This is a genomic window from Vibrio sinensis, assembly GCF_003605645.1.
Taxonomy (GTDB): Bacteria; Pseudomonadota; Gammaproteobacteria; order Enterobacterales; family Vibrionaceae; genus Vibrio; species Vibrio sinensis.
The window spans coordinates 84,723-111,495 of record NZ_QVMU01000014.1 but is presented as its reverse complement, the minus strand read 5'-3'; the positions used below and the strand labels follow the sequence as shown (position 1 = coordinate 111,495).

Genomic DNA, 26,773 nt, shown 5'->3' with positions numbered 1-26,773 from the left:
AAGAGTTGAGGGACAATGGCAAACGGCTAATACTTCCTAAAAAGAGAAAAAGAAAGCCTTACCCCAGAGCTGTGCTAAAAAAAGCGCAAAAATACCCCTCACGCTCTAGAGATAAAAATGCCACTCGCTCTTAAGCGAGTGGCATTACGCATATGCGAGGCTTTTTTGCTGTTTGACGACAACTTTACTTATGTACTGATTTACATACAGCAGCAGTAAATACAACATCGGTTGAACTATTTAGAGCTGTTTCTGCTGAATCTTGAACGACGCCGATGATAAAGCCAACAGCGACCACTTGCATTGCTATCTCGTCAGGAATGCCAAATAAGCTACAAGCTAATGGAATAAGTAGTAGTGAACCACCCGCAACACCCGATGCGCCGCACGCTGATACTGCAGCGACGATGCTTAATAGCAAAGCCGTAAGTAGATCGATCTCGATAGCCATGGTATGTACTGCCGCCAAGGTCAGTATGGTAATGGTAATCGCTGCACCTGCCATGTTAATGGTTGCACCGAGAGGAATAGAAACTGAATAAGTATCTTCGTCTAGCTTTAATTTTTCACACAGAGCCATATTTACAGGAATATTTGCAGCACTTGAGCGAGTAAAGAATGCCGTTACGCCGCTTTCGCGTAGGCATTGGAAAACAAGTGGATATGGGTTCTCGCGTGTTTTAACCCAAACAATGATTGGATTAACGACTAAAGCGATAATTGCCATAGCACCTAATAATACAGCTAATAGGTGTAGGTAACCTGCTAACGCGCTAAAACCTATGGTAGCAAGCGTAGAAGCAACCAATCCAAAAATACCAATTGGCGCTAATCGGATGATAAAACGGACGATTTGAGAGACGCCATGGCTTAAATCTTCGAAGACCGCTTTCGTTGTCGCAGACGCGTGATGAAGAGCCAGACCAAGAGCAATAGCCCACGCAAGAATACCGATATAGTTAGCGTGCATTAACGCGCTGACTGGATTATCGACCAATTGAAATAGTAAGGTATGTAATACTTCGCTAATTCCTTGGGGTGGGGTAACACCTTCTGCTCCAGAAACGAGAGTTAAATGGGTTGGGAACAGGAAGCTCATCACGACCGCAGTAAGTGCGGCTGTAAAGGTACCGAATAGATACAGTACGACAATAGGGCGCATGTAGGTATGCTGGTTCTTCTTCTGGTTGGCGATAGATGCCGCGACCAAAATAAACACTAAGATAGGCGCGACGGCCTTAAGTGCACCAACAAATAGGCTACCGAATAGTTCAGCACCTTGAGCGTACTCTGGCGCAAGTATGGCTAAACCTACACCGAGAACGATACCGGCTAAGATTTGTAACACCAAATTGCCGCGTGCGATACGACCAATAAGAGAGTTGTGTTGCATAGTAATCCCTGCAATTAAGCGATTTATAAGTTTTATTAATGGTTCCAATTTTACTCTTTGATACATCACCAACGTAACAAAGTTGGATGTAGTGATAAAGGTAGAACTGCATCAGTATCTGTGACTGATCTCACCATACTAACGCGCTGACAGATTGTGTCTAGGAATAATTGAATTGTAGAGGAAGGGATTAATTACTTGAGGATATCGTGCGTTAAATGTTGTTGAATTGTTAACATGCAACATATTAAAGGGTAAGTGCCCTTTAATATGTTCTAGTTACTTCCTTTTTTAAGAGAGCGAGTGTCTTACCGACTAAGCATTTTTTAGTCTATGTGCTCTAGTGGTGATGTTTCATCCCAGCCATGACTTTTTTGATTGGCGCATTGAATGTTTGTTTTTCACCATTTTTAAATGTCAGCTCAACGTCGATAGAGTCTCCATCAACAAAAGGTTTCTTCAAATCAAATAGCATTATATGAAAACTGCCTGGTTTTAGCTCGACTTGACCATTTGCAGGTATATCGATAGTTTCGATTTGGCGCATTTTCATAACATCACCGTCTTTTAAAACGTCATGAAGTTCAACATTGCCAGCCGCAGGTGTTGTTGCTGAAATAATAATACGATCCTCTGCCCCTTTATTCATTAATGTAACAAACACCGCACTCGTTGGTGCATTTGGTGGTGTGGCACGGGCATAGGCGTGATGAGTCATGATGTCACTGCTTGCTTGTGCGAAAGAGCTACACAGTAATGTAGAAAGAACGAGAGTTTTAATTTTCATTCAATATTCCTTTATTGAGAGATTGTATGGCCTCTACCAAGGGGGCAGGACTAAGAGTGTGAGGGACTTTGGTAATCAAGGTGCCATCAGGTTGTAAAAAATAAAAGTAAGAACTGTGGTCTAAGGTGTATTTTAGTTCTGAGTTTTCTAGTTCAGTTTTGCGAAAAATGACGCCATAGCGGTGAGCTAGTGGTTGTGTGACTTCTAAAGGGGCCGATAATCCCTCAATCATAGGATGGAAGTATTGAGCATATTGGTGAGAATCTGTCGCCGCGTCGCGTTCTGGATCGAGAGAAATAAAAATTGGGCGAAGCTTGCTTTTGTCACTTTCATTAAGCTGGTTTAGTGCCCCTGCGAGCATTGCTAGAGATGTAGGACAGACATCAGGGCAGCGTGTAAAACCAAAGTATACCACTCTTATACGAGGGTCTTCTGGGTCATACAGATTGACTTGCTGATTGTCTTTCCCTTTTAATGCACCCACCACACTTTGTGAGCTGTCAGTTGATGATGAACGGTCTAGATAAGTGTTTACGGCAAAACCGAGGCCAAAAGCAATCGCGAGAGTGAATATCCACTTGGTGTTCATCGTGCCATCCTTATTAAGGTATTGATGGTCGTTGTTCCATCGGTGAGTTCACCAACCCATGTCATTGTCTCCATCCGGCAGACGGGCAAGATAATGTCGGTTTGATATTGGTTGTCATTGAGTTTGTCGATTTTAAATTTTACCGTGCCCATATCCATTTCATACCCTTGAAGCGTTAGGATTAAGGTTTCACTGTTAGCGTTGGGCCATTCTACGTTAAGTGTAGTCGGAACAAGAGGTTGGGCATGTTCACCTGAGAGTTTTACAATAACCTCACCACTTTTGCAGCCTTGCTTGGATACCTGACAATAGTCATCCAGTACAATAGTTTGAGGAGGTGCAGTCAACCAACGATAGATATCACTAGCGAAGAACCCCAGTAGTACAGCAAGTAATAGTAAGAGAGGCTTAGCGAACGGTGGCATAAAGTGGAAACTCATTTGGATGATTAAACACCAATCCTAGCATGATCGATGTTTAATCAATGAGTTTGAAGATGAATCTGTGTTAATGGTCAAAATTAACGAAATGAATCTTTTTTATTTACATCGGGATAACGCATAGATGGCGTGATTTAGAACTCTGTCACCCACTTTCTCGTTGCGTGTAATAATACCCTCGAGAACCATCCCCAACCGCTCTGCCACCCGTCTGCTTGAATGATTTTCAACGGCAGCAGAGAGCTGTACTTTTTCTAAGTCTAAATCGTTAAACGCTATTTTGATCAATGCTTGCACTGAACGTGTGACAATGCCTTTTCCTTGGTAGTCTTGAGAAAGCCAGTAGCCGATATCAGCACGTTGCAATGAACGATTGATATTATTGAGGCTACAATTTCCGACAATGACACCATTGAAAAGAATTGCACAAGTGAAAGATTTACCCTCAGCGTATTCATGTAAGGCACTCTGAATAAACGATGTGAAAGCTTGTTCTGATTGGCAATAAGGCGGCCAAGCAAGCCACTGGGATAAATAATCCAGCTGAGTTTGAACCAGCGTAGCGTAATTAATAGCAAAACTATCCTGAACTAGCGCTAACTGAATTTCATCATCCACTGTCGATGTAAACATGATCAAAACACCTATTGTATTATTGATTTACGAAGTCTTTGAAACGCGCTTTGGTTTTTGCATCTGCTTTGTTATACCAGAAATGAAGCATTTCTTCGGCAGTTGTCGCATCAACAGCGTTAGTCGTTTTATTGATATGCTGACTACCTTGTTGGGTGGTTTGGTTAGCAGAGGTTAGCATCGCGGTGGTTAAAGCGGCTACGCCACCAGTACGATTATAATCATCCGCTTCACGGACGTAGTCACGGCCAATTTGAAGCCCCTCTTTGACCAATACCGCTTGTTTTACTTCGATAGACTGGTTTTCTTCTGTGACTAATTGCCATTCCATACCATGGATGCGCTTTTGGGCATCTTGTTCGCTTTTATATTTTGGAAGGTCAAAATTAACTGTTTGGTTATCAGCACTGAACGTTGCCAAAATTGCATCACCCTCGACGACATTGCGGTCGCTACCTTGGGTGAAATAAGGATTGTAACGGAAAACAATTTGGTTTTCGCCGTCAGGTAAAATGATGTGTCGCTCGGAAGAGAAAAAGCCCCCAGAAATATGCGGTCGCGCTTGATTAGCAACAAGCAGTTCAACGTTATCTGGGATGTTAAGCGTGACGTCAGCGAGTGCAGAAGCTGAATTCAGAAGCGTTAGCGCGGCGAGCAATTGGATTGTCTTTTTCATTTTGTCCCTTAACAGGTAATTATCGTCCTGTTAGCTTGCCTCGCCACCGTGATGATTTCAATACGGAGCAGTGAATAGAGGATGAATTTCTATCACTATTGGGATAATGGACTACAACGATCAATTAATGATTGGTAAAGAGAAGCGATTCGCTTCTCTTTGATTCACCCGCATTATAAAACAAGCAGAGATTCGACATCTAACGTGTTGCTTTCGAATAGATCAGATTCATATTCGCCACTGATACGAACTTTATCTTTGTCAGATAAGGTAACAGTTAGGTGTTTTGGTAACTCAACTTGGATTTCACCAGTACCATCAGAAAAAATGAAATCACGTTTGCCGACTTGACGAATGATGTGCCCCTCTAAAGTGACATCTTGATCGTCTAGCCAGTTATTTTTAGCAATGAGCTCTTCTACTGAAATGGTTTCTATAGGGCCTGAGTATTGAAGAGTGGCTTGGCTATTTTTCATTTTATGGTCGTCATCACGGTCATCGTCATGCGCATAAGCAGATGTGGTTGCGCCAAACATTAATGCTGAACCGAGTAAAGTGGTAAGGATGGTTCTCTGTTTATTGCTAAATTGACGAGATTTGTTCGAGCGGTTTGTTTTTTGAGTGTTCATAATGATTTCCTTGGCAGTCTGTGAATTAACGTTGATGTTATACAGTTTACTTACCAAGACTGAATGTCGAATGAGGGGCTGATTCATTTTCAGTTAATGGCGATTTGAATTAACGCTCAACCCAAGAAGTATCTTACTTAGCTGAAGAAAGCAGCAAAAAGCCAACCCGGAGGTTGGCTTTGTCTATTAGAATGCAGTTTATTAAAATAGATGGTTGAAGCGCTTGTTGGAATCGAACTAGCTATTCACTGCGCGCACCTTTCCTTGTTTCAGACTCGTGAGGACCTCAGATTTTGGCCCGTCGGCGATAATGCAACCCTTTTCCATTACAATGACTCTATCAACAACATCGAGCATGGATGTTTTGTGGGTGATCAAAATGAGCGTTTCACTTTCTTTCATCTGAGCTAATTGCTGCTTGATGTGCATTTCTGAACGATTGTCCATCGCGCTGGTGGGTTCATCCATTAAAAGCACTGGCGGACGTCCTAGCAGTGCTCGAGCGATAGCAACAGCTTGTCGTTGGCCTCCAGATAGCAGTTGTCCTCCCTCACCGACTTGACGCTCTAATCCGGCTGGGTCTTGCTGGGTGAATACGGTTACGCCCGCTCGGTTGGCTGCATCCATCACATCACGATCATCAGCAAGAGGTCTGCCTAAAGTAATGTTGTCGCGAATAGAGCCATAGAACAGATGGTTATCTTGCGGAACACAGCCAATATTACGACGAACATCGATATGATGAAGTTGCTCAATGTCAGTATCATCGATTCTTACATGGCCTTCAGTCGGTTTGAACAGCCCCAGAATAAGTCGTTCAAGAGTCGTTTTGCCTGAACCGATTCGACCAATAATGGCCACTTTTTCACCAGGGTTGATGGTTAAACTTAAATCCCGTATTGAAGCTATTGGTGAGTCTGGATAGTGGAATGTCACTTTATCTAATTCAACTTTACCTTGAACTATCGGTCGGTGAATATAGCGTTTTCCTTCTTCTTGCTCATCAGGCATTGCCATGACTTGCTCAATAATCGTCATAGATGACTTGGCTTGGTTGTAACGTGTCGAAAGCAGTGACAACTGTACCATTGGACCAATTGCTCTGCCGCTAAGCATAGTTGCGGCGATGAGACCACCCATGGTTAAGTTACCCTCGGCGATAAGATAAACGCCAAAAATAATCATTCCGACATTGGAAGCTTGTTGAACAAATCCGGCGGTGTTTTGGATGCCATCCGTGATTCTTCGACTTTTAATATTCCAGTTTGCCATATGGGCAACCGCTTCTTCCCAACGAAATTGGAATTGGCTTTGTGCACCGAACTGTTTAACGGTTTCTAACCCAGCTAAACTCTCAATAAGGTTGGCGTATTTTTGCGAGGCAAGACGAGACCCTTCTTCAATCGTTCGACGTAGTGGACCTTGAATTAAAAGTGAATAGATCACTAAAATCAAAACGCCGACAATAGGTACCAGAACAAGGTTTCCTGCCATTAACCAAATAAGGAATAGGAATAAAAGTGCAAACGGCAAGTCGATTAACGAGCCAATGGTTGCCGATGTAAAAAATTCCCGAATAGATTCGAATTCTTGAAGATGACGAGCAAAAGCCCCAACAGAGGGAGGACGAGCTTCCATTCGAATACCTAACACTTTGCTAAATAATTTTGATGAAATCAAAATGTCAGATTTTTTTCCTGCGACATCTATGAAATAGCTTCTCATCAGCTTTAATAGTAAATCGAAGATAAAGATGACGAAAATACCACTGGCGAGCACCCATAAGGTTTCAAATGCTAAATTTGGAACAACCTTGTCATAAACCAGCCGAGTAAACATCGGTGCGGCAATAGCAAATAAATTGATCAAAATAGAAGCGATTAAAACATCACGGTAGATGCGTTTTGATTGCCAAATGGTTCCCCAAAACCAATGACCCTCTTTAGTTTTTAGTATTTCTGGCGATCGTTCATCATAGCGAAATTGTTTTTTGACTAAAAAATAGCGACCAATGTATCGTTCTTGTAGTTCATCTAATGGAATGGAAATAGGAACGAGTCCAGATTCACCTGTGACGATTTCAGCTTCCTGATTTTCTTGGTTGATACTATTGAGAACACACGCATCTCCTCCCTTAAGAAGTAATACTACAGGGAGGATTAATTCTGAAATATTGATGATATCAGCGCGGTTTTCTTTAGCAACGAGTCCAGCTCGCTCTGCTGAGCGAGGAAATAAAAATGGAGTAAGCTTGCCATCTGACAAGGGAAGGCCGTTGATTAACGCTTCTGGTGAATTCGCTAACCCATAATAACGGCTAACGTAGACAAGCGAATTTAGTAGCGGATCCTGCATGCAATCAGACCTTTAAAATATTATTTGTCGACAATGAAGCCTTGGAAAGCTTCGATAAAATGCTCAGATAAGAAATCAAGTTGAGTCTGAGTCTCTACACGGGAAGCAATAGTTTTAATACCGAGATTATGCGCTGTCCGTGAAATCGACGTGAGTGTGAATTTCTGTTTTTCGTCATCTAAATGGTGAGTATACAGATAATCCAACTTAACGTATGCCGGTCGGAATTCATTGATATAGTCTAGTGACTGGAAGTTTCGACCATAGTTATCGACGCCAAAGTCAGCACCGGCAGCACGAACTGCATTACAAAATAGAGCGGTATGGTGAGGACTATTGATAAAGCAGTTTTCTGGTATTTCAAAATGAATCTTATCTACGATAGCTTTGTGTCTATTTAAAATTTGAGTTACCCAACGAATGAAGCTCGGTTGCGAGATACTGCTTTGACTGATGTTGATCGCTATAGGTGCCTCTTGCGGGTTGCTCTCCAATCTATCGATCATGGTTTTAATGACGTACTCGTCAAAAATGTGGGTTGCATTTAGTTGTTCTAGAGCAAACAGATATTGGTTGGCACCGAAACGTTCATCACCATGTTCAATGGCAGAGAAAACCTCATTATGATAGGTCTGCCCATCACTACTATTCGCTGACTGCATTCGGAAATGGACCCAATCATTACTGATGGCTTCTTCGACTAAGGCTTTCCACTGTTGTTTGCCTTTCAAGTTTTCAGATTGTTCACTTGAAATATAGTTGTAAGATAACTCAGGGTGTGCTTTTGCTTTTGCCAATGCGTTGTCGAGAATCGCAAGTACATCGGAAATAGGTCGATTAGATTCATTATGCATCACACCTAGTGCGACATCGGCATGGGCAACACCTAATGGGTCGGCATTGAGATCCTGAACATAGGTAATAATGCTGCTCGATAAGATTTGTAGCTCAGCGTCATCCATATTAGGGAAAATAAAGGCAAATTCATCTTTTGATATCCGAGCCAGGATCATCTCTTGAGAGTTCAAAGATGTTCTGAGGTGATCAGCCAGTTCTCTGACTTTGTTGTCACCAACCTCATATCCTTTGTCATCGTAGAGCTCTTTTATAAAGTGCGCTTCTAGCATAGCGACACCACCATAACCTCCATCACTTAACCATGAGTTAAGCTGGCTCATGTAGTAGGCTCGATTACCGAGTTGTGATACAGGATCAATATATGCACTTTTACGCAATACCTGCGCTTCTTGTGCTTGAGCTTTAAATGATTTTTCCACTTGTGCAGACATGCTATTAATGCCATCTACAACACAAATCAGATCCTTAGTTGCAGGTCTAGGTAGTGGTTCACCAAATTGATTCTTAGCCACTTGCTCCATTTTCCCAACAATCATATTGAGCGGTCGCAATGCGCGTTGAAGAATAAATGAAATAGCAAATACACCAATTAAGAGCACAAGACAGAAAGCGATGACTAAACGTTCAAATGCCAACCAAAGTTGGCTATAGGCATCGCCTGGGTGGCTAATGATTTCGACTTCAGCAAGTTGCATCCATCCGCTCGTTAGTACCCGTTGGTCATGTATCGGTTCAAATAAATTTAACGATAAGAACCAATCCGGAACGTGGTTGGGCTTAATGGGATAGGAGCGAATAATTTCATCATTGCTATCCAAAAAGGAAAGCTTAACTGTGGAATAGCTGCTTCCGTCAAACAACGCATTAATAACGGATTCGACAGCGACATTGTCTTTACTTTCCAAGTAAGGAGCTAGGGCAAGGCCTACCGTATTAATAGTATTGTTGACCTCAGAACGTTGTTGCTGCTCTAAGAAGTTGCGAGTGGCATTAAATTCAATGATAAAGACAGATATCATTAGCAGTAAAAATACCGTAATCATGCCCGCGACAAGTTGTTTATGTAATGTCATAGCGCTTACTCATCGTAATTGACGATTGGTTTATTGAGTTTCAGTGATTTTTCACGAGCACGAAGATCATTCCAAAGGCTTAGTCGAGATGATTTTCCTGCCAGTTGTCCATTGCGTGATTTCATCAGCCATAGATTTTTACCATTGAAGCTGTAGATCGGTAATAAATCTCGACGAGCCGATGACTTCTTAATCACGGGTTCGATATTATCCAAGATCACAGGCTCTGAACTGGGTGTTGAGTAGTAGGCCAGTACCATGTGAAATTGATTTAATGTCAGTGCTTTAACATACACTAGCCGTAGTTTCTTATCCGAGACTCCAAGCTCGAGCAAAGAGAAATATTTGGCAATAGTGAAGTCTTCACAATCTCCAGCATTACTGCCTAAAAATTCAAGTGGTGTCGCCCAATAATCATTTTTTCCCCAAAGCATATTATCGTTAACAAAGTTGAGCTGATTAAAAAACTGATTGACCTTTTCAAGCTTCTTTTGCTCGGAATATTGACGATAGCTAGCCATTTCTGTACGCCAAGTCGTGACACGGGTTCCGGCTCGTTCTCCATAGGTTATCGTTACGGCTTTTACCCACAGTTGCTCTTGTGTATTTAAAGCAAACGAAGTGGCAGAAACTGAGACACTAATCAGTGCGATGAGCCCTATTTTCTTCATGTCACACGCAAGTTTTTAATGATATTCAGCGCAATAGTGATGTTGGTCTTTGACATCAATACTACTCCTTTAACGCATTGGTTTGGGCACTTAAGATGGGTTTTAATAGGTACTCCATCACAGTACGTTTACCAGTAATAATGTCGACAGTTGCCGTCATACCCGGAATGATTGGTAAAGACTTATCTTGATGCAAACTGGTTTGCTTAGTGCGCACACGAACAAGATAAAAACTATTGCCTTCTTCGTCTGTCGTGGTATCGGCACTGATATGTTCTAGAACACCATCCATACCTCCATATTTGGTAAAGTTGTAGGCGCTGAATTTTACAATGGTCGGTAGGTCTGGGCGTAAAAACGCAATATCTTGAGGCGCTATCTTCGCTTCAACGAGTAGGGTATCTTCACTTGGTACAATCTCAACGATATCCATTCCTGGCTGTATTACACCTCCGACAGTGTTGACGTTCAGTGTTTTGACGGTTCCGGTGACAGGGGATATAACGACAGTTCGATTTACTCTATCTTCTAGGCCGACCGTTGATTCTGTTAGTGATGAGAGCTTATCTTGGGCTGCATTCAGCTTCTCTTGCTGTTCAGAAAGAAACTTTTGCGCCACATCAATCCGGCTAAGCATTGATTCTCTAATGGAAGATTTAAGCATTGGAACTTTAAGTTCACTCGAAGTGAGCTCTCGACGAGTGTCATTGACTTGGCGCTGCAACTTAAGCAACTCAATTTTAGGTACGACGCCCTCATCAGCCAGTGGCTTAGTGATATTTAGTTCTTTACGGGCAAAGTTATAGCTTGCACGGAGGTTTTTTACACGAGCTTGAACTTCGACTAAATCTTGTTGTTTCTGTTTTACTTGCTGGTCTATTACCGATATTTGGTTACGTAAGTTATTTAAATCTTGGCGATACTCAGCCTTTTGACGTGCGACCAATTTAGGGCGTTGCTCGGCAAAACCCTCAGGAAATACCAATTGGCTATAATCAAGTTCTACGTTTTTTTGCCAATTTTTTGTATCAAACTTCTCTTGCAGTTTGACGCTTAAAATTGAAGAGGAAAGTTGTGTGACACTAGCGATTAAGTTTGCAACTTGTTGCTCTCGCTCTCGAAAATCAGAGCGAAAGCGAGTGTCATCAATTAAGAGTAATTGTTGACCTTTAGTGACCTTTTGCCCCTCTCTGACCAGAATTTCTTTAACCAGTCCACCCTCTAAGTTTTGAACAATTTGGACTTGCGAAGAGGGAACGACCTTTCCTTGTCCGACGGTGACTTTATCAATTTCTGCCCATGATGCCCAAACGATGGATATGACAAAGAAAGCAACCATCACCCAGAGCATAATGCGCGCACTATTTGGCGTGTTAAGAAGTAGGGCTGCCGTTTTGTCATCCACATAGTCTAATTCTGTTGAACTAAGCTTATCGTAACCACTTTTATTCATGGACTATCTCTATGATGAAATTCAATATTTTACTGATTTTATGGTGTTTAACGCTCAATGTTAAGGACTTGATATGAGAACGTTGTACTATATCGGGTTGTTTTTGTTCTAATACGTCAAATAGCTCGTTAGTAAGTGTGATGTGACGCATCAACCCGTGGGTTGAGTTATGCACAGTATAGGCGCACAATCGTAAAAATATTGAGGAGATAGTATGGAACTTGAAGAAATTAGACGTGAGTACACAAAAGGTGGGTTGCGTCGTAAAGATTTGTCGTCTGATCCGGTTGATCAGTTCAATATTTGGTTACAACAAGCCGTTGATGCAAAACTAACGGATCCTACTGCAATGACAGTAGCAACGGTTGATGCCTCTGGTCAGCCATTTCAACGTATTGTGTTATTAAAGCATGTGGATAGACAAGGTTTTGTATTCTATACAAACTTGGGTAGTCGTAAAGCACAGCAAATAGAAGAGAATGCAAAGATTAGCCTGCATTTTCCTTGGCACCCTCTTGAACGCCAAGTGCATATTACCGGTGTCGCAGAGAAGTTGACGACATTTGAGAATATGAAATATTTTGCTTCTCGCCCAAAAGAGAGCCAGTTAGCAGCTATCGCGAGTAAGCAGAGTAGTCGAATTTCAGCGCGTGGTATTCTAGAGGGGAAATATTTAGAGCTAAAACAGAAATTTGAAAAAGGTGAGATACCTGTACCAAGTTTCTGGGGCGGTTTTAGAGTGCGTCCTGAGAGCATTGAATTTTGGCAAGGTGGTGAACACCGTTTGCACGATCGTTTTCTGTTTTCTAAGTCATCAGATACTTGGAATATCGATCGTCTTGCGCCATAGTTTATGTAGATTGATTTGTATAAGCACTTGATTAACAACAGTATTATATAGCGAAAACGCCGCATTACGCGGCGTTTTCGTTATTAAGGACGACCGATATTTGTGTTTTCAGTAAGGTTTCTGGAATGCGTGAACCATAGCCAGTGTCTAATGCAATATCGATAAGTTGAGCTTTGCTATGGGCTTTAAATTTATGTCTTAACCGCATCACATAGCTTTCAAATGTTTTGATGGAAATATTCATGGCTGCCGCTATGTATGTCGGCTTTTTACCATACAGCAAAAGGAATAAGACTTCAGACTCTCTACTTGTCAGCTTTTCGACAGGTAGTTGGATAGAGTTTTGGGGTAAAGCCGCTTTGCTATCTCGATTCAGCCCCGTAGCCCGACATACCCAGTGTCCCACTTCTAGAATGGCAGTATCTGTTAAATCTTGGCCGTAGAAAATTGTCCCTTTAATGGTGCCGTCTTCATTTAGCCAAGGCGTCTTAGTAAAGATATGAGTGTGCCAATTGCCATCTGGGTATGGATGAATGTCCAATACTTTAATCGTACAGTTGTTTTCAATTACGTAGCGATCTTGTTGGCGAAATTCTTGGGCAAATTTGGCAGTTGAGCCGGGCATGTCGAAGTCATAAAGACCGATGCACTCGTCTGTGTTAATAAAACCCATCAAGCGAGCATAGGCCGGATTTACGTAGACAAATTGTGAGTCGAGGCTTTTACAACCCCAGTAGCCCGGTAGTTGCGCGTAAAGCGATTCTAACGGTATGTTTTGCATGGGCATCCTATGAGTTATCTTAATGATGATACCAGAGGTGACTAGATTTGTATTCTATCAATAATTTACTGGAATAAAAAAATGCCAGATATCAACTGGATATCTGGCAAATACAAGAAAATTTCTTGTCGACGTGTAGAAGAGGTTCTATATCCCCACGAGGGTCTGTTGGGATATAGAGTGTACCATTCGATACAATATCTCAGTGTTTATGCACTAAGATATATTGTTACTTTATACCTGACGGTATAATAAAAAAAGGAGGGAATTCCCTCCTTTTTTGATCGTCATTTTGTGACACCGCATTGAGAAATTTAATGGATCTCTCTGACAACGCGAAAACCAATGTAATTTGCCGCTTCAGTTGGTGAAACCGCAAGTTCTCTATCGGCTGAAGCAAATGATGGTGGATAGTTCCACGCGCCACCTTTAGCAATGCTTTCTTGGTTGTTTGTCCACTGCCACACATTCCCAACAGCATCATAAACACCTAAGCGGTTATTTTTGAATGCAGTTACAGGTGATGGGCTTTTATTTGACCATGGTGAACTACTCCACCCGGTATTCGCTTGATGATCTGCGAAATCATCGCCCCACCAATACTGAGTTTGACTGCCTGCTCGTGCAGCAATTTCCCACTCTTCAACACTTGGAAGTCGATAGTGAGCTCCGGTTTCTTTGCTCAGCCATTGTGTGTACGCCATTGCATCACGTTGAGTTACACAGACGATTGGAAAGTCTTCCCCTTGATCGAACCCAGGATTACGCCAGTCTCGGTTTAACCGTGCCGTAACTTCACCGTCAAGGATGGTGTTACACAGCTTATTTTGTTCTGCGTAAGTTTTGTAACCCGTTTCGTTCACAAAAGTATTGAACTGCTTCGTCGTAACTAATGTCGCACCAATTGCGAAAGCATGATCAAGGGAATAACCATCTGAACCATGCTCACCTAGCCAATATTTTCCTTTTGTAATCGCAATCAAAGAGGGGGCTGACTGACCGTTAGTTAGTCGATCTGCAAACTTGTCACCTGTTTTTGTTGCATTTGCCACAAGCTTAAGCTGTGCATTGACACTTTGATCTGATTTGACTTTGACATCTTGCTTAAAGGTGCGATAGCCATTTTTTTCTATGACAACAGAATGTTGGCCAATAGGAAGCATGACTTCGACAGGTGTACTGCCATAAGAAACGCCATTGATCATTACTTTGTCATCGTACAAGTTAGAGCGGACGGTCAACGTGACCCAAGCCATCTCTTTTTCATTGGTGTACTGCTCACCTGAGGTCGTGCCTGGAGCAAAGCACAAACGTTTGTCTACGTTGAGTAATTCACATGCCGCGCTGTCACTGATTTTTGTTTTAAGATCCACATCCATTTGTGTTCTGTAACGAACACCATCAGAAAAACCAGACTCTTTGTTGTTGTAACCGAGCACATGAATATTAAGCGCAGTTTTGCTTAAATTTTGTTTAATGAGATTGGTTTCCGTCGTACTACCAATTAGCTCTTGTTGGAATTCACTAACGGCTTTTTGTAGTGCCAGTTCTTTGGTTTGCTCATCACATTTAGAAAGCGTCATCGTCGCTTGGCATTGATTGGTAAAACTGACGCTAAGCTTGTGTGTACCGGCTAATTCTTGACGAAGACGTTGTACTCTTGCTCGATTTTTATCGTCACCGAGTTGAATAATGTTTTGTTCAATAGTGGCTAACTTGGCTTTTTTATCAACGAATGCCGTTTGTAGCTCTTCAAGATGAACGCTTGCATCTTGCTGCTCAAGTTGATTTGCTTTTACTTTGTTCCACGCTTGCTGATAGTTCGACTGGCTAACTGAAAAATCAACGCTAGGATCGTTAACCATTCTTTGATAGTCGGCTTCGAGTGATTTCTTAGCTTGCTTGAAAGCTTGACGAAGCGATTGATCGCTTTGCGCTAGTTGCTTTACTACGTTTTCCTGCTGTTCTATCAGATTGGCTTGTGCATCAATATCAAACTGGGCACTCTTTTGCTCGGAATATTGAGAGGAGAGCTGCGTTTCAATCTCAATGATTGAATTAGAGGCGGCGATGGCCCCTGTTGATAGGATGGTCGGAGATAGTGCAAGCAAAAGAGTTGGCATCATTGATCGCATAGGTAGTCTCACATTTTAGCTTCGTGTTGATGGTTATTGAGCGCAAAATCGCCATTCTGTTTTGATAAGCAAAATGGCGACTAGGGTGGTTTTGTGAGTTTATCGGGTACTAGGCGTTGTTTTCGCGCATTTTTACCCATACCGTATCATTATCAATTACGGTCACTTCGCGGTTATAGGTTTGGTAACCATCTTTAAGAACTGTCACTTGATGACGTCCTTTTGGTAGCACGACTTCAATTGGAGTACTGCCGTAATTCACACCATTGATGATGACTTGGTCGTTATATTGATCAGAGCGTACCGTGACATTAACCCAGTTCTTTTTCTCATCAGTACTTGATGTGTCATTCGATGTTAGGCAGTAACGGCTTGATACGTTCAACAGTTTACACGCTGCCGCCGCTTCTGGTTTTGCTTGAAGCTGTGCTTGAATGTGCGTGAAGTAGCTGTTGTTGCCCTCAAAACCAGCTCGAATAATTTGGCTTTCTTGCACATGAACGTTGAGCTGTACATCTTTCATATTTTGTTTTGCAAGCGTTGATTCAGTTAGGCCATCCATAAGCTTAGCTTTGAAAGCTTTAACCGCTTTTTGCTTAGTAAGATATTGCCCTTGGTTAGTACATTCACCTAGAGTCATTGTCGCTGAACAATGGGTTTTGTAGCGGCTTTCCATTAGTTCGCTTTCACGTAATTCTGCTTCTAAACGCTTGATACGAGTTTCGATTTTTTGTTCGCCCAAATAAGCAAATTCGCTGTTTAGACGTGCTTGTTTATGTTTTAGCTGTGAAAGGCTATTTTCGTTTTCAACAATCGCCTGTGCTTTTTCAAGCAATGCGGTTTGATTTGCTTTCAAGGCAGCCCAAGAATCTTGATAGTCTTTTTGGAATGTAACTAAATCGACCTCTGGATCTTCAAGAAGACGGGTATACTGTTTGTCCAGGGCTGATTTAGCACGGTTACGTTTTGATGTAAGATCTTGCTCTTCTCGTTTTAGCTTCGCCAAATCATTCTGCTGCTGCTGTAATTGAGCTGCTTCATTGTCGAAGAGTGAGGAGAGCGAATCAATTTCTGATTGTTTATTACTTAATTTCGTATCGATTTCGGCAACAGGATCGGTTAGTGCCTGTTCTTCTGCAAACACCGATGTTGAAACCCATAATGGGCTTAGCGCAAGTAATAGCGCTGGAATGCGACGTGTGATCATAGTTCTCTACAACAAGTTCCGGGTTAAAATACCAATGCCAAATTAAATAGCGAAGACGTTTTTTTGACACTTGAATAGGTGCTTGAGTAACGTTTGTTAGTGACGCTATTTATTACCCTCGGCGTAAGTAAGTAATAAGATTACTTTTTATTATACACCTAGTTCTAAAGTGCTAAATTTTATTTTGAGTTTTTGAGACAAAGTAAGCAAGTGATTAATCACAATTTGCTTCTTGCAAAACTAATGCAACAGGCACCTTCCGTAATTTATGTGCGCTTGATCATTGTTCCGGAGTGTTTGATAGAGAGATAAGTGCTTATATTCAATAACTAAACCTATAAATAAATATCAAACTGATTGCTTATTAATGGTCTAAATGCTACTTCGATATCCCCAATTATTGGTATACCATTAGAGTGTCCATTTTCTTCACTGTGTTGGAAACTGCATGAGTTCCTCAAACAAACGCGATGCTATTGCGTTATCTGCCAATGTTTTGTCACCCAAGCCCGCCGAGTTGGTCACCTTACCCTCTCATATGGACTGTCATGATCATGCTTATACTCAGGTTGTTATTGGCCTAAAGGGGCAGGCCGAATTTGATGTAAATGGTAAAGGTAACTTAGTGGGACCAGGGCAAGGTTGTGTTGTTACATCAGGCTCTGGACATGCATTTGGCGGTGTCGTTGGGCAATCTGATATTTTGGTTTTAAATATGCCGATGCCACACAATGATGACCCTTTGATGCTGCAAAAAATCAACCAGCTCAATTGTTCCGATACCTATTTCCAGTTGGATGTTCAAATTCAAAAACTGATTCAAATGTTGGTGTCAGAGATGCAAGCCAGTCCTGATGATTTGCTTTTGAGTAGAGCGTGTAATGATACCGTTATTGCACTGTTGCATCGCCATATCTCTGCCCTTGAGGTTCATCGAAAAGAGTCACGTTTTGATTTAGATGCATTGGATCGTTATATCGAGCAGCATTTGAGTCGGAAAATCTCCGTCGCTCAGTTAGCCGGAAGTGTCTATCTAGGGGAAAGTCAGTTCCATATGTTATTTAAAGAGCATATGGGGATTACGCCTCACCAGTATGTGCTCGGTAAACGTATCGATATGGCTAAGTATCTTATCGAGCAAGGAAATCTCACCTTAGGCCAGGTCGCAGAATTCACTGGTTTTACTGCTCAAAGCACTTTCGCTCATACCTTTTCTCGTTTGCTAGGGATCTCCCCATCACAGTACAAGAAACAAATTAGTTAAATTGGAAAATAAATACAGCACAAAACATTGCGTCATTAGGTGTGATCTTGTTTAAGTTCTGTTAAATATCGCAGTTTTTAGCAAAAAACTCGGAGTTTTTGACAAGTAATCTTCTCGGCCTCAAAATACACTGCTAGCCATTGTAGGAAACCTGAAATTTTTCAGGTATGAGATTGAGGAAAACGCATGTTTACAGCAACGGATGTGTTGAATGACGAATTCATCGGGCGCTCGCTTGATGAGTTGTGGTCACTGATCTCGCCATTATATATGGTGGATGAATCCCAATGGCTAACCCAACTATTGCCTCTGGCAGTACCAAGTGATACTGAAAAACAGCAAATAAGCCAGCAAACGACGGAATTGATAAAGGCTATCCGTGCCGATAAAAAATCGATTCAAATGATAGATGCTTTATTGTTGGAATATAGTCTGGATACCCAAGAGGGCATTTTGTTAATGTGCCTCGCTGAAGCATTAATGCGCATCCCTGACGCTGCGACTGCCGATTCACTGATCCGCGATAAATTAAGTGTCGCTGATTGGAAATCTCATTTAAGAAATTCAGATTCTGTATTTGTTAACGCTTCAACATGGGGACTGATGTTGACCGGCAAGGTCGTGGGTTTACCTAATGGAAGTACGGCAAGCCCAACGCAGGCAGTCAATCGACTGGTCAACAAGATGTCCGAGCCCGTCATTCGCAAAGCAATGCATCAAGCGATGAAAGTGATGGGGCATCAATTTGTGTTGGGACGCTCAATATCTGAAGCACAAAAAAATGGTCATGAGATGCGGGATCAGGGCTTTACATATTCTTATGACATGTTGGGTGAAGCTGCGCTAACTACTGCCGATTCAAACAAATACTTCAAAGATTATCTAATGGCAATTGAAGCGGTCGGCCGTGATACCTATGGAGCGGAAACAAGTCCAGCACCCTCTGTATCAATTAAGCTTTCTGCTTTGCATCCGCGTTATGAAGTCTCCAATGAAAGTCGAGTCATGACGGAACTGTATCAGACTTTGATGCAGCTTTTAGAACGTGCAATAGAGTTGGACGTTGCTATTACGATTGATGCGGAAGAGGCTGATCGCCTCGAGCTTTCATTGAAGTTATTTAAAAAAGTCTATCAAAGTGACATGGTACGTGGCTGGGGTAAGTTTGGCCTTGTCATTCAAGCTTATTCCAAGCGAGCATTACCTGTACTCGTCTGGCTTAATGCCTTATCCCGCGAGCAAGGCGACCTTATTCCACTCCGGTTAGTGAAAGGCGCGTATTGGGATAGTGAAATCAAGTGGTCACAGCAAGCTGGATACGAAAACTATCCAGTCTATACCCGTAAAGAAGCGACAGATGTGGCCTATTTGGCCTGTGCTCGTTTTCTATTGAGTGATGCAGTACGAGGTAATATTTACCCTCAGTTTGCTAGTCACAATGCTCAAACCGTGACTTCTATTGCTGTCATGGCTCATCACGATGAATTTGAATTTCAACGTTTACACGGTATGGGCGATTCTCTTTATCATCACGTCATGGCGAAATATCGCCAATCTGTTCGTATTTATGCGCCAGTAGGCAGCCACAAGGATCTATTGCCATATTTGGTTCGTCGATTGCTAGAAAACGGAGCGAACAGTTCATTTGTACATCGCTTAGTTGATGCTCGTTGTCCTATTGAAACCTTAACTCAGCACCCTGTTGATTTATTGTTGCATTACGAAACACTGAACAATACTCAAATCCCTTTGCCAACCAATGTCTTCCCCGACCGTCGTAATTCTCGTGGTATTAATATTGATATCGAGCATGAAGCGCTCACGTTCGAGCAGCAAGTTAGCTTATTCATGGATAAGCAATGGCAGGCTGCGCCGTACATTAATGGTCAATGGGTCAACGGAAGCATGATCAAGGAGGAATCACCGTATGTTGTGGTAACTGCGCCTTATGATCGTCGTATTAATGTTGGACAGGTTCACTTTTCTCGCCTTGATCATGTTTCCGAAGCGATTGATGGTGCCCAGCGTGCTTTTGAGTCTTGGAAACATAGTGATAAGTCGGTGCGATCTTTGGCACTCAACAACTTAGCGGACTTATTGGAAGAAAATTTAGCGGAATTGGTGGCGCTATGTCATCAAGAGGCGGGTAAAACGATTCATGACGGTATCGATGAAGTACGCGAAGCCGTTGATTTTTGTCGTTATTACGCACAGCAGATCCATAATTTTGAACCAAACAAGGTTGTGGGGTTTGATGGTGTAAGCCGTACGATTGCTCGTCAAGGGCGAGGGGTGTTTGTTTGTATTAGCCCATGGAACTTTCCATTAGCAATCTTCCTTGGCCAAATGAGCGCAGCACTGGTTGCGGGAAATACCGTTATTGCTAAGCCAGCAGAACAAACCAGTCTGATTGCTGCACGCGCAGTTGAATTGATGGAGCAAGCGGGTTTTCCTGCTGGAACCGTCCAGTTATTGCTTGGACAAGGCTCAGAAATAGGGGCTTCATTGGTTGCGCATCCAGCCATTGCAGGTGTTGCTTTTACCGGATCGACCCCAACGGCACAACGTATCAATCAAGCATTAGCAAGTCGCGAGACGGCACCAGTGCCATTTATAGCGGAAACGGGCGGTCAAAATGCGATGATCGTAGACAGCACCGCTCTACCCGAACAGGTGGTACGAGACGTTATTCGTTCAGCTTTTGCTTCTGCTGGTCAACGTTGTAGTGCACTACGTGTACTTTATGTTCAAGACGATATTGCTGACCGCATCATTGCATTAATTCAAGGTGCGATGGATGAACTCAGTGTCGGAAAACCTTACTTACATTCAACAGATGTCGGGCCTGTTATTGATCAAACTGCGAAAGATAAATTACAAAAGCACATTGATACGATGCTCTCTACTGAGAAAAAAATTGCTCAACTTACCCTCGCGGACGAGTGTGACTATGGTGATTTTGTAGCGCCATGCGCGTTTGAAATCAGAGACATTACCTGTCTGAAAGAGGAGCAGTTTGGCCCTATTCTTCATGTTGTTCGATTTAAGGCTAATGAACTCACGGATGTCGTTGAACAAATAAACCAAACTGGTTTTGGCTTAACTATGGGGATCCATAGTCGAAATGAAACGACATATCGTTGGATAGAAAAGCATGCACGAGTAGGTAACTGCTACATCAATCGTGATCAAGTGGGGGCTGTGGTTGGTGTCCAACCGTTTGGGGGCCAAGGTTTATCTGGAACCGGGCCAAAAGCAGGTGGTCCTCATTATCTTTATCGCTTCACGCAACTTCATTTTGCTAATGCCTAGAAAGGAGAAACACCATGGTTCATCAAGTCACTCGTTTTTCTGATGCTTTCTCTGCATGGGAAAGTTGGAATTTAACCGATTTTGATTCGAAAAGTGAAAGCGTATTGGCACTTAAACATGCCCTATCGGAAATTAAGCCCGAATTGGCAGCAGTCGTTTCATTCCACCTCGAACATGCTTACGAGCTTTTAGCTCGGATACATAATCTTGTGGGCCCAACCGGGGAAACCAATGAGTTGTATACCGCGGGTCGAGGAGTGGTACTGATTGTTCAAAGCGAACACTCTGCGCTCGCTAAGCAAGCGGTCATTGCACAATTGACGGCCGCATTGTGTGCAGGAAATAGCATTATTTTATGCAGCGATGATGATGATCTTTGTACGGTGTTGGCTAAGGGGATTGAAGCTTCTTCCCTCAATGCCAACCTCGTTCAAGTGACATCATACGATGCACATCAACAGTTATTGGAATCAGACGTTAGATGCGTTGGCTACATTGGTCAGGAGGTGGTGGAGCGAAGCCTCAATCAACAGCTTGCCCAGCGCCAAGGCGCTATCGTTAATTTCATTACTGAAACGGATTTGACTGCAATACCCAATGCACATGATCCACATTTATCGCTTCGATTCATTACGGAGCGAACAAGAACAATAAACATAACCGCAGTCGGTGGAAATGCGACCTTGCTTGAGCTTGGTAATGACACCCACTAACTCCTGCTTAAATCACCCTTTATAGAGGGTGATTTAATAAGGAGCTCGTTTCTATATAAGAGGAAAATACATATGGGAAATAGCTTTGCTATTACAACAACGTTTATCGCCTATTTAATACTGATGCTGGCGATTGGCGTTGTTGCTTATCAACGAACGAAAAGCTCGACAGATTACTTTCTAGGTGGCCGTTCACTGGGACCTTGGCCTGCGGCTTTATCTGCAGGTGCGTCAGACATGAGTGGTTGGTTGCTTCTAGGTCTGCCTGGTTACGCTTATGCCGCTGGTATTGAAGCTTTTTGGTTAGCAGGTGGCTTGTTAGCGGGTACTTGGCTTAACTGGCTTATTAATGCAAAGCGTTTGCGTACTTATAGTATCGCGACTGACTCATTAACACTTCCTGAGTTTTTATCGCGTCGATTTAACGATAACTCAAAACTTATCCAAGTCATTTCTGCATTTTTCATTTTGCTGTTCTTCTTGTTTTATACCAGTTCTGGCTTAGTTGCTGGTGGTAAGTTGTTTGAAACTGTCTTTGGATTGGAATACTCAACAGCGGTGATCATCGGTACTATTTGTGTCGTGTCGTATACTCTATTTGGTGGATTTTTGGCTGTATCTTGGACCGATTTAGTTCAAGGTTTGTTGATGTCAGCAGCATTAATGATTGTGCCTATCGCCGCTATGCAAGGTAGCTTTACTGATGTGGCTGCGCAGTTAGAAGCGATTAACCCTCAATTGTTGACGTTTTGGAGTGATGCGAAAGGGCAGCCTCTATCGGCAATAGCGATAATTTCACTTGTTGCGTGGGGCTTGGGCTATTTTGGGCAACCTCATATCCTTGCGCGTTTTAAAGCAACTCGTTCAAATAAAGACTTAACCACTGCGCGTCGTATCGCAGTAGTTTGGACGGCGCTTTCAATGGCTGGTGCCATGATGGTTGGTTTGGTCGGTCTGATTTATGTGACGAATTCGCACATTGGCTCGATTGATGATGGCGAAAAAATCTTTATGCTTCTTGTCAACGCCATGTTCCATCCTGTAGTCGCTGGTATTCTTTTAGCGGCTATTTTGGCTGCGATTATGAGTACGGCGGATTCACAGCTGTTGGTTTCATCCTCTGCTCTAGCAGAAGATTTGTATAAGCAAGTAATGAATAAAGATGCGACGTCTGAACAAGTCGTAATGGTCGGACGCTTTGCGGTTATCGCGATTTCTATTATGGCGTTAATTCTAGCGATGACACCGGATAGTACCGTATTAGGGTTGGTTTCTTATGCATGGGCTGGATTCGGTGCAGCATTTGGTCCAGCTGTTGTTCTCAGCCTTTACTGGTCTCGTATGAATCGAAATGGTGCACTTGCCGGTATTATTGTGGGTGGTATCACCATCGTAGTCTGGAAGCAACTGACTGGCGGTTTATTTGATGTGTATGAAATCGTCCCTGGGGTGATTTTCTCAACGTTGGCGATTGTGGGTGTTAGCTTGTTAACTGGCGAGCCTGATGAAACCGTGAAAGCACAATTTAAGAAGTTTGAGAAATTACTGATTGAACTTAAGTAAGTAAGATTTTTACGAACGTTGAAGCCCTGCCTAGCAGGGCTTCTTTATTTTGCACGATTTTTATCCTATTCAGATCACAGTTTGGCTCGAAAAGTTTCGCGGTACGGAACATATTCCAGCTTAATGTGTCCACTAAAGTGAATGTTTGATTTGAGGAGATAAGACCATGCCACGAATGTACTGTGATTGTTGCAGCAAGGGAACTGAACATAAAGTGATCATGAAACGCTGTGAGCAAGAACATGAGTCAGTCATTCATGCATTTGTGAGTTTTGTTTCTACCGTCTTTCAAGGGGCACACTACGTCAAAATGGAACGTCAGTATTTTTGCCGAGGTTGTAATAACCAAAATGAGCACACCACAACGCCTTACTCTGATGCAAAAGCAGCTTGATGCCCCCCTCAGTTCCTCGATGACTTAGTTTTCTTTGTTGAGTACTCAGTTATGATGACTAGTATTGTTGGACGCATTTGATGTACAAATAATGGAACTTGATAGAATTGATCGTGAGATCTTGCGGGTTTTACATGCTAATGGGAGGTTGCCTATTGTGGAGCTTGCCAAGCGTGTTAACTTAACGACATCCCCTTGTTCTGAGAGGGTTAAACGTCTTGAAAAAGAGGACTATATCAAGGGCTACCATGCAGAGCTAAACCCCGATAAATTGGGGCTTGATGTACAGGTTTTTATTCATATTCGCTTAGATCAAACTTACTTTTCTAATTTTGAAAAATTTTCCCAAGCAGTGAAACCTATTCCAGAAATAGAGGCGTGTTACTCTCTATCTGGTGACTTTGATACCATGATCAAAGTACGGGTTAAAAACATGAAAGCTTATCAACATTTCATGTCGGTGATTTTGAGTACATTACCGGGTGTTATTCAAACTCGCAGTGAATTTGTTATTGAAGAAACCAAAACCAGCTTTGGTGTTGATCCAGAATTGATAGCTGGGGTTTAATGAAACGAACATTATAACCAACAACGGGAAGCCATAGCTTCCCGTTGTTGGTTTAGAATTCTGTATCGGTTACGCGAAGAATGACGAGGCGATACCAATTAGGCCACCGAATACCCCACCCCAAACGACCAACCAACCAAGGTGCTCTTTAATCATAGTTTGAATGATCTCTTTGACGAGTTTTGGTGTCAATTCGCTTAGGCGCTGGTCAATGATGTTTTCAATATTAGCTTTAATTTCATCCATCATAGCAGGAGCTTCGAACTGCTCTTTTAATGCGTCTTTAACAGCATCACTTTGACTAATGTCGATAATGGCATCTTGCATCTTTTCGACAAAAGGTTGTTTTAGTGGCTGGAGCGCTTCGCTACCACCAAACATAGCCAACATGCCGCCAAATGATGAGTTATTAATCACTTCTACTAGCGAATCGAATGTCGAGTTGAAGTCGATTTTTGAAATAACCGGTTCTAGGTTAAGAGCCTTTCCGCCGACCATCTCTTTATTTAAGAACCTATCGATATTTTCGTCACTAAAAAACTGTTCCATCATCAGATGTTTAATTGCTGCTTTAAACTCTTCGAATCGAGCTGGAATGACGCCTGAACCATATAAACCTGGGACTTTTTCAAACAGCATATGGATGGCAAGCCAGTTGGTGATGGCACCCGAGAAAGCAAATAAGCCCGCGTAGAAAGCAAGTTGGTTGTTTGCTTGATAACCACCCGCAAGTAATGCTAACGCAATGATATTGGTAAGTAAGCTTTTGTTCATAGTGACTAATTGATGTGCGTGATAGAAAAGAGGCCCGAGTATATTAATGCGATAGCGGTGTGACAAGGAGTATGGTGAAATTGAAAAGCTATTTATACAGTAAGTATCAATGTTTGCGTAAATTAGGTCAACATAGATACTTATTGTTGTGATTGCCTCGCGGGGTAGCGTTAATATGGAGTTCTTCACTCTTCATTCAGTTAGATTCAAAGGAATACTATGAAAACTTCAATTCTTGCATTAATTGCGGCTAGCGCTTTCGCATCAACGGCGGCTAACGCCCTAGAACTAACCAGTACAGACATTCATGAAGGCCAGTTAATGGCAAAAGAATTTGTTTATAACGGTTTTGGTTGTGATGGTGGAAATGTATCGCCTCAGTTAGCATGGAATGATGTCCCAGCCGGTACAAAAAGTTTCGCCATTACTGCCTTTGACCCAGATGCACCGACAGGAAGCGGTTGGTGGCACTGGAGTACAGTTAATATCCCAGCAAATGTAACTGAACTGGCTAAAGGCGTGGATATGGAAAAGGTGGGTGCATTAGAGCTTCGTAACGATTATGGCCAGCATGCATTTGGCGGCGTATGCCCACCAAAAGGTGCAGGTATGCATAGATACCAATTTACCGTATTTGCGTTACCGACTGAAAAATTAGAGTTGGATGCGAATGCCTCTCCTGCGCTGGCTGGCTTTATGCTTAACAGCATGGCACTAGAAAAATCGACACTTACTGCTACGTATGTAAATTAAGGTACGGGTAAAATAGTTCATTTGTTATCGAGGGCAATCATTGTGGGTCAGTTAAACGCAACGCGTAAAGCGTACACTATGAGTTATTACCGAGGGCAACAAAAGCAGAGTATTCGTAACGTGACGATGCTTGCTCCTTGCATCATCTGGGTAACGACAGGTTGTAAACGTTTGTTTGGTTCTCAAGAAGCTGTTGATATCGATAACAAATGGCTATTACTGGCTGCGGCCAACGATACATTAGCATTTGAAAATATGCCGGCGAACGAACTGTTTTTTTCAATGCAGTTGAGCTTCTTTGTGCAACCCACAGAGGCTTTGCTAGAGCAAAGTGCCAAGGTTGCGACACAAGAACGTCAGTATGTTGCTGTGAACAAAGCGCTCAGTGAGACACTAAAGATCCTTTCATCACTTAACCTTGATCTATTTAGTGTTGAGACTCAGGAGCAATGGTTGTTTGTGCTTTATCAGCAACTGGCTGAACAAGGTTATTTACATCGTTTATTTCCCCACAAATCAGCCTCTTTTTGTCAGCAAGTGATGCATTACTTGAGTAAGAGCCCGGATGATGAACATAGCATTGAACGTGCAAGCCATCATTTCTCGATGAGCCGTGCAACGCTCATTCGTCGGCTTAAGTTGGAAAATACTCGATTTAGAGATGTGTTGGTGAGCGTTAGAATGAACCATGCTCTTGGGCTAATGCAGGAGGGGATCGATAATCAGCTAGAGCTTTCTTTGGCATGTGGTTATCAATCACAGGAACGTTTTAGCCAGAGATTTACTCAGTTATTCGGTTTGTCTCCGAAACAATATTTACAGACGCTGTAGATAGTCCACCTATCTTCTGAACTCTTTATTATCGCTATTCAAATAAAAGTGACGCTCATAGAGCGCCACTT

Annotated in this window: 24 protein-coding genes; 9 read left to right on the top strand and 15 right to left on the bottom strand. The window is 42.4% G+C overall.

Translation table 11 applies throughout. The features are described 5' to 3' along the window. Nucleotides 1–184: 184 nt before the first annotated feature. From sstT to DZ860_RS14825, 11 genes are all read right to left on the bottom strand, one after another. Nucleotides 185–1,393: a serine/threonine transporter SstT gene (gene sstT, locus DZ860_RS14875; protein ID WP_120032634.1), complete on the bottom strand. Its 1,209-nt coding sequence runs from the start codon at nucleotides 1,391–1,393 to the stop codon at nucleotides 185–187. A 340-nt stretch (nucleotides 1,394–1,733) separates the two neighbouring features. Further along, complete coding sequence (locus DZ860_RS14870) at nucleotides 1,734–2,180, bottom strand: copper chaperone PCu(A)C (protein ID WP_120032632.1); 447 nt, start codon at nucleotides 2,178–2,180, stop codon at nucleotides 1,734–1,736. Beyond that, the gene (locus DZ860_RS14865; protein WP_120032630.1) at nucleotides 2,170–2,769 is read right to left on the bottom strand and encodes an SCO family protein; all 600 of its coding nucleotides are present in this window, start codon (nucleotides 2,767–2,769) and stop codon (nucleotides 2,170–2,172) included. Before DZ860_RS14865 ends, DZ860_RS14870 begins: the two co-directional genes overlap by 11 nt. Then, nucleotides 2,766–3,209, bottom strand: a complete 444-nt coding sequence (locus DZ860_RS14860) for a hypothetical protein (protein WP_165862906.1) — start codon at nucleotides 3,207–3,209, stop codon at nucleotides 2,766–2,768. Before DZ860_RS14860 ends, DZ860_RS14865 begins: the two co-directional genes overlap by 4 nt. Before the next feature lie 99 nt (nucleotides 3,210–3,308). After that, complete coding sequence (locus tag DZ860_RS14855; RefSeq protein ID WP_120032626.1) at nucleotides 3,309–3,842, bottom strand: GNAT family N-acetyltransferase; 534 nt, start codon at nucleotides 3,840–3,842, stop codon at nucleotides 3,309–3,311. A gap of 19 nt (nucleotides 3,843–3,861) precedes the next feature. Beyond that, entirely contained in the window at nucleotides 3,862–4,518 is a 657-nt protein-coding gene (locus tag DZ860_RS14850; RefSeq protein WP_120032624.1) for a DUF2057 family protein, read from the bottom strand. A gap of 173 nt (nucleotides 4,519–4,691) precedes the next feature. Next, nucleotides 4,692–5,147 carry a YgiW/YdeI family stress tolerance OB fold protein gene (locus tag DZ860_RS14845; RefSeq protein ID WP_165862905.1) on the bottom strand — a complete coding sequence of 152 codons (456 nt, stop codon included), beginning with the start codon at nucleotides 5,145–5,147 and terminating at the stop codon, nucleotides 4,692–4,694. A gap of 237 nt (nucleotides 5,148–5,384) precedes the next feature. Beyond that, complete coding sequence (locus tag DZ860_RS14840) at nucleotides 5,385–7,502, bottom strand: type I secretion system permease/ATPase (RefSeq protein ID WP_120032620.1); 2,118 nt, start codon at nucleotides 7,500–7,502, stop codon at nucleotides 5,385–5,387. Between the two features lie 20 nt (nucleotides 7,503–7,522). Further along, a complete protein-coding gene (locus DZ860_RS14835; RefSeq protein WP_120032618.1) occupies nucleotides 7,523–9,433 on the bottom strand; it encodes a bifunctional diguanylate cyclase/phosphodiesterase in 1,911 nt (636 codons plus the stop codon). A 5-nt stretch (nucleotides 9,434–9,438) separates the two neighbouring features. Continuing rightward, nucleotides 9,439–10,104, bottom strand: coding sequence for a transglutaminase-like cysteine peptidase (locus tag DZ860_RS14830; protein WP_120032616.1), 666 nt, complete (start codon nucleotides 10,102–10,104; stop codon nucleotides 9,439–9,441). A 61-nt stretch (nucleotides 10,105–10,165) separates the two neighbouring features. Next, nucleotides 10,166–11,557 (bottom strand): HlyD family type I secretion periplasmic adaptor subunit, encoded by a 1,392-nt coding sequence (locus DZ860_RS14825; protein ID WP_120032614.1) that lies wholly within the window; start codon nucleotides 11,555–11,557, stop codon nucleotides 10,166–10,168. A gap of 214 nt (nucleotides 11,558–11,771) precedes the next feature. Here DZ860_RS14825 and pdxH point away from each other — a divergent pair, with 214 nt between their 5' ends. Next, entirely contained in the window at nucleotides 11,772–12,407 is a 636-nt protein-coding gene (gene pdxH / locus DZ860_RS14820) for a pyridoxamine 5'-phosphate oxidase (protein ID WP_120032612.1), read from the top strand. A 64-nt stretch (nucleotides 12,408–12,471) separates the two neighbouring features. Here pdxH and DZ860_RS14815 read toward each other — a convergent pair whose 3' ends face one another. From DZ860_RS14815 to DZ860_RS14805, 3 genes are all read right to left on the bottom strand, one after another. After that, entirely contained in the window at nucleotides 12,472–13,194 is a 723-nt protein-coding gene (locus DZ860_RS14815; RefSeq protein WP_120032610.1) for a helix-turn-helix transcriptional regulator, read from the bottom strand. A gap of 308 nt (nucleotides 13,195–13,502) precedes the next feature. Continuing rightward, on the bottom strand, nucleotides 13,503–15,323 hold the full coding sequence (locus DZ860_RS14810) for an SUMF1/EgtB/PvdO family nonheme iron enzyme (protein WP_120032608.1): 1,821 nt from the start codon (nucleotides 15,321–15,323) through the stop codon (nucleotides 13,503–13,505). A gap of 109 nt (nucleotides 15,324–15,432) precedes the next feature. Then, entirely contained in the window at nucleotides 15,433–16,530 is a 1,098-nt protein-coding gene (locus DZ860_RS14805) for a PEGA domain-containing protein (protein ID WP_120032607.1), read from the bottom strand. Between the two features lie 448 nt (nucleotides 16,531–16,978). Here DZ860_RS14805 and DZ860_RS14800 point away from each other — a divergent pair, with 448 nt between their 5' ends. The 6 genes from DZ860_RS14800 (at nucleotide 16,979) to DZ860_RS14775 (ending at nucleotide 24,344) form a co-directional block, all read left to right on the top strand. Continuing rightward, nucleotides 16,979–17,794, top strand: a complete 816-nt coding sequence (locus DZ860_RS14800; RefSeq protein ID WP_120032605.1) for an AraC family transcriptional regulator — start codon at nucleotides 16,979–16,981, stop codon at nucleotides 17,792–17,794. Nucleotides 17,795–17,980: 186 nt separating this feature from the next. Further along, entirely contained in the window at nucleotides 17,981–21,106 is a 3,126-nt protein-coding gene (gene putA / locus DZ860_RS14795) for a bifunctional proline dehydrogenase/L-glutamate gamma-semialdehyde dehydrogenase PutA (RefSeq protein WP_120032603.1), read from the top strand. A 14-nt stretch (nucleotides 21,107–21,120) separates the two neighbouring features. Next, nucleotides 21,121–21,819: a 1-pyrroline-5-carboxylate dehydrogenase gene (locus tag DZ860_RS14790; protein WP_120032601.1), complete on the top strand. Its 699-nt coding sequence runs from the start codon at nucleotides 21,121–21,123 to the stop codon at nucleotides 21,817–21,819. 72 nt (nucleotides 21,820–21,891) lie between these two features. Then, nucleotides 21,892–23,382, top strand: coding sequence for a sodium/proline symporter PutP (gene putP, locus DZ860_RS14785; protein WP_120032599.1), 1,491 nt, complete (start codon nucleotides 21,892–21,894; stop codon nucleotides 23,380–23,382). A gap of 166 nt (nucleotides 23,383–23,548) precedes the next feature. Continuing rightward, entirely contained in the window at nucleotides 23,549–23,776 is a 228-nt protein-coding gene (locus DZ860_RS14780; protein ID WP_120032597.1) for a hypothetical protein, read from the top strand. 91 nt (nucleotides 23,777–23,867) lie between these two features. Then, a complete protein-coding gene (locus DZ860_RS14775) occupies nucleotides 23,868–24,344 on the top strand; it encodes an Lrp/AsnC family transcriptional regulator (protein WP_120032595.1) in 477 nt (158 codons plus the stop codon). A 69-nt stretch (nucleotides 24,345–24,413) separates the two neighbouring features. Here the strand turns inward: DZ860_RS14775 and DZ860_RS14770 are convergent, their stop codons facing one another. Then, the gene (locus DZ860_RS14770; RefSeq protein WP_120032593.1) at nucleotides 24,414–25,118 is read right to left on the bottom strand and encodes a DUF445 domain-containing protein; all 705 of its coding nucleotides are present in this window, start codon (nucleotides 25,116–25,118) and stop codon (nucleotides 24,414–24,416) included. Between the two features lie 219 nt (nucleotides 25,119–25,337). Between DZ860_RS14770 and DZ860_RS14765 the strand changes: the two genes are divergently transcribed. Together DZ860_RS14765 and DZ860_RS14760 are read left to right on the top strand one after the other, a co-directional pair. After that, a complete protein-coding gene (locus DZ860_RS14765) occupies nucleotides 25,338–25,871 on the top strand; it encodes a YbhB/YbcL family Raf kinase inhibitor-like protein (RefSeq protein ID WP_120032591.1) in 534 nt (177 codons plus the stop codon). Between the two features lie 42 nt (nucleotides 25,872–25,913). Beyond that, the gene (locus tag DZ860_RS14760) at nucleotides 25,914–26,702 is read left to right on the top strand and encodes a helix-turn-helix transcriptional regulator (protein WP_120032589.1); all 789 of its coding nucleotides are present in this window, start codon (nucleotides 25,914–25,916) and stop codon (nucleotides 26,700–26,702) included. The last annotated feature ends 71 nt before the right edge of the window (nucleotides 26,703–26,773 follow it).

Excerpts from the sequence above, each read along its gene's own strand:
- sstT (WP_120032634.1), bottom strand. The coding sequence starts at position 1,393 with ATGCAACACAACTCTCTTATTGGTCGTATCGCACGCGGCAATTTGGTG.
- DZ860_RS14870 (WP_120032632.1), bottom strand. The coding sequence starts at position 2,180 with ATGAAAATTAAAACTCTCGTTCTTTCTACATTACTGTGTAGCTCTTTC.
- DZ860_RS14865 (WP_120032630.1), bottom strand. The coding sequence starts at position 2,769 with ATGAACACCAAGTGGATATTCACTCTCGCGATTGCTTTTGGCCTCGGT.
- DZ860_RS14860 (WP_165862906.1), bottom strand. The coding sequence starts at position 3,209 with ATGAGTTTCCACTTTATGCCACCGTTCGCTAAGCCTCTCTTACTATTA.
- DZ860_RS14855 (WP_120032626.1), bottom strand. The coding sequence starts at position 3,842 with ATGTTTACATCGACAGTGGATGATGAAATTCAGTTAGCGCTAGTTCAG.
- DZ860_RS14850 (WP_120032624.1), bottom strand. The coding sequence starts at position 4,518 with ATGAAAAAGACAATCCAATTGCTCGCCGCGCTAACGCTTCTGAATTCA.
- DZ860_RS14845 (WP_165862905.1), bottom strand. The coding sequence starts at position 5,147 with ATGAACACTCAAAAAACAAACCGCTCGAACAAATCTCGTCAATTTAGC.
- DZ860_RS14840 (WP_120032620.1), bottom strand. The coding sequence starts at position 7,502 with ATGCAGGATCCGCTACTAAATTCGCTTGTCTACGTTAGCCGTTATTAT.
- DZ860_RS14835 (WP_120032618.1), bottom strand. The coding sequence starts at position 9,433 with ATGACATTACATAAACAACTTGTCGCGGGCATGATTACGGTATTTTTA.
- DZ860_RS14830 (WP_120032616.1), bottom strand. The coding sequence starts at position 10,104 with ATGAAGAAAATAGGGCTCATCGCACTGATTAGTGTCTCAGTTTCTGCC.
- DZ860_RS14825 (WP_120032614.1), bottom strand. The coding sequence starts at position 11,557 with ATGAATAAAAGTGGTTACGATAAGCTTAGTTCAACAGAATTAGACTAT.
- pdxH (WP_120032612.1), top strand. The coding sequence starts at position 11,772 with ATGGAACTTGAAGAAATTAGACGTGAGTACACAAAAGGTGGGTTGCGT.
- DZ860_RS14815 (WP_120032610.1), bottom strand. The coding sequence starts at position 13,194 with ATGCCCATGCAAAACATACCGTTAGAATCGCTTTACGCGCAACTACCG.
- DZ860_RS14810 (WP_120032608.1), bottom strand. The coding sequence starts at position 15,323 with ATGCGATCAATGATGCCAACTCTTTTGCTTGCACTATCTCCGACCATC.
- DZ860_RS14805 (WP_120032607.1), bottom strand. The coding sequence starts at position 16,530 with ATGATCACACGTCGCATTCCAGCGCTATTACTTGCGCTAAGCCCATTA.
- DZ860_RS14800 (WP_120032605.1), top strand. The coding sequence starts at position 16,979 with ATGAGTTCCTCAAACAAACGCGATGCTATTGCGTTATCTGCCAATGTT.
- putA (WP_120032603.1), top strand. The coding sequence starts at position 17,981 with ATGTTTACAGCAACGGATGTGTTGAATGACGAATTCATCGGGCGCTCG.
- DZ860_RS14790 (WP_120032601.1), top strand. The coding sequence starts at position 21,121 with ATGGTTCATCAAGTCACTCGTTTTTCTGATGCTTTCTCTGCATGGGAA.
- putP (WP_120032599.1), top strand. The coding sequence starts at position 21,892 with ATGGGAAATAGCTTTGCTATTACAACAACGTTTATCGCCTATTTAATA.
- DZ860_RS14780 (WP_120032597.1), top strand. The coding sequence starts at position 23,549 with ATGCCACGAATGTACTGTGATTGTTGCAGCAAGGGAACTGAACATAAA.
- DZ860_RS14775 (WP_120032595.1), top strand. The coding sequence starts at position 23,868 with ATGGAACTTGATAGAATTGATCGTGAGATCTTGCGGGTTTTACATGCT.
- DZ860_RS14770 (WP_120032593.1), bottom strand. The coding sequence starts at position 25,118 with ATGAACAAAAGCTTACTTACCAATATCATTGCGTTAGCATTACTTGCG.
- DZ860_RS14765 (WP_120032591.1), top strand. The coding sequence starts at position 25,338 with ATGAAAACTTCAATTCTTGCATTAATTGCGGCTAGCGCTTTCGCATCA.